The organism is Dactylosporangium sp. NPDC051541, assembly GCF_044454505.1.
In the GTDB taxonomy this organism is placed as follows: Bacteria; Actinomycetota; Actinomycetes; order Mycobacteriales; family Micromonosporaceae; genus Dactylosporangium.
The window spans coordinates 1-1,754 of record NZ_JBITDU010000053.1 but is presented as its reverse complement, the minus strand read 5'-3'; the positions used below and the strand labels follow the sequence as shown (position 1 = coordinate 1,754).

Genomic DNA, 1,754 nt, shown 5'->3' with positions numbered 1-1,754 from the left:
ACCGGCCGACCGGGGTGAAGCAGTCATGTCCCTGATTGTCCTAGCCACCAACCCGATCGACCGACAGCGACTCACCGAGAACACGAAAGATCTTTTAATCAGCAGTTCCGCCTCGCCGATTCCGACGGCGGCTACGTGCGGCTGATCAACCGCAACAGCGGCAAGGCCGTGGACGTGCTCGACTCCTCGACGGCCGACGGGGCCCTGGTCGGCCAGCTGTCCGACACCGGGGCGGCCGAGCAGCAGTGGCAGCTCGTCCGGCTCGGCACGGGCTCCACCAGTACTCCGCCGCCGCCCCCGCCGGCGTACCCCAACCCGATGACGGTGACAGGCAGCACCGGCACCCATGACCCGACCGTGGTCAAGCGGCCGACCGGCGGCTACCTGGAGGCCAACACCGGGCCCAACATCCAGCTCAAGACCTCCGCCGATCGCAACTCGTGGCAAAATGCGGCGCCGCCTTCCCCAACGGCGCGTCTTGGACGACCTCCTACACGGGGGGTTCGAACAGCCTCTGGGCGCCGGACCTGTCCTACCACAACGGTCAGTACTACATGTACTACGCCGCGTCCTCGTTCGGGTCCCGGAACTCGGCCATCTTCCTGGCCACCAGCCCGAGCGGCGCGTCGGGGAGCTGGACGAACCAGGGGCTGATCATCTCCACCACATCGTCGAGCAGCTACAACGCGATCGACCCAAACCTGATCGTCGACGCCTCCGGCGGCTGGTGGCTGACGTTCGGCTCGTTCTGGACCGGCATCAAGATGATCAAGCTAGACCCGGCCACCGGCAAGCGCGCTGACAGCAGCGTGCTCGGCCTCGCCCAGCGCACCAACCCCACGGCCATCGAGGCGCCCTACATCTTCAAGCACGGCGACTACTACTACCTGTGGGTGTCGTTCGACCTCTGCTGCCAAGGGGCATCGAGCACCTACCGCATCATGGTCGGGCGTTCGACGAGCGTCACTGGCCCATACGTCGACCGGAACGGCACCGCGATGACGGCCGGCGGCGGCACCCAGGTGCTGACCGGGCACGGCAGCATCCACGGCCCCGGCCACGAGGCGCTCCTCGCCGACACCGACGGGGAGTACCTCATCTACCACTACTACGCCGACAACGGCGCATCGCTGCTCGGCATCAACCACCTCGCCTACGACGGCGCCGGCTGGCCCTACGTCTATTGATCCACGGACGGCGGGCGGGAAGGCCCCGACGGGGTCGCTCCCGCCCGCCGTCGTCTCGACCGGCACCCTATACTCAGCGCAGCGTATGACCGCCGTTGACGCCGATCCGTTCGCCGGTGATGAAGCCGGCGGCCTCCGACGCCAGGAACGACACCGCGGCGGCGACGTCCACCGGCCGGCCGAGCCGGCCCAGCGGCACGTCCGCAACGTACTGCGCGGAGGCCGACGGTGGGACGTCGCCATGTCGCTCGACGGGAACCCAGCCCGGGGCGACCAGGTTGACGGTGATGCCGTACGGGCCTAGTAGTGCTTTGTTAGGTTCGGTGTGTCGTGGGGTTGCCGGGTCGGTGCGGGTAGTTTCATGTCTCGGTGACCCCTGAGGAGCTTTCGGTTGTGCGGCAGCGTCTTGAGGCGTTCGCTGCGGAGATGTTCATGCCTATGGCCCGGTCGGATCAGCGGGCGAAGGGTGTGGCGTATCTGCGTGGGCTGTTGCTGGACGGCCGGCGTAAGTCGATGCAGCCGATGGCGGCCCGGCTCGGGGTTGATCATCAGGGGTTGCAGCAGTTC

2 protein-coding genes and 2 pseudogenes are annotated in these 1,754 nt (G+C 67.4%); 3 read left to right on the top strand and 1 reads right to left on the bottom strand.

Going from position 1 to position 1,754, the window contains the following annotated elements; all coding sequences use genetic code 11:
• Positions 1–135 precede the first annotated feature (135 nt).
• Positions 136–213 (top strand): annotated as a pseudogene (locus ACIA8L_RS56325) (hypothetical protein); the annotation flags it as partial.
• A 227-nt stretch (positions 214–440) separates the two neighbouring features.
• Positions 441–1,187, top strand: coding sequence for an arabinan endo-1,5-alpha-L-arabinosidase (locus ACIA8L_RS56320; RefSeq protein WP_395918530.1), 747 nt, complete (start codon positions 441–443; stop codon positions 1,185–1,187).
• A gap of 73 nt (positions 1,188–1,260) precedes the next feature.
• On the opposite strand, the pseudogene ACIA8L_RS56315 reads toward ACIA8L_RS56320, so the two are convergent.
• A pseudogene (locus tag ACIA8L_RS56315) lies at positions 1,261–1,479 on the bottom strand (SDR family oxidoreductase); the annotation flags it as partial.
• A gap of 134 nt (positions 1,480–1,613) precedes the next feature.
• On the opposite strand from ACIA8L_RS56315, the gene ACIA8L_RS56310 reads away from it, so the two are divergent.
• Positions 1,614–1,754, top strand: a 141-nt coding sequence (locus ACIA8L_RS56310; protein WP_395918532.1) for a transposase, incomplete at its 3' end; no start/stop codon positions are given.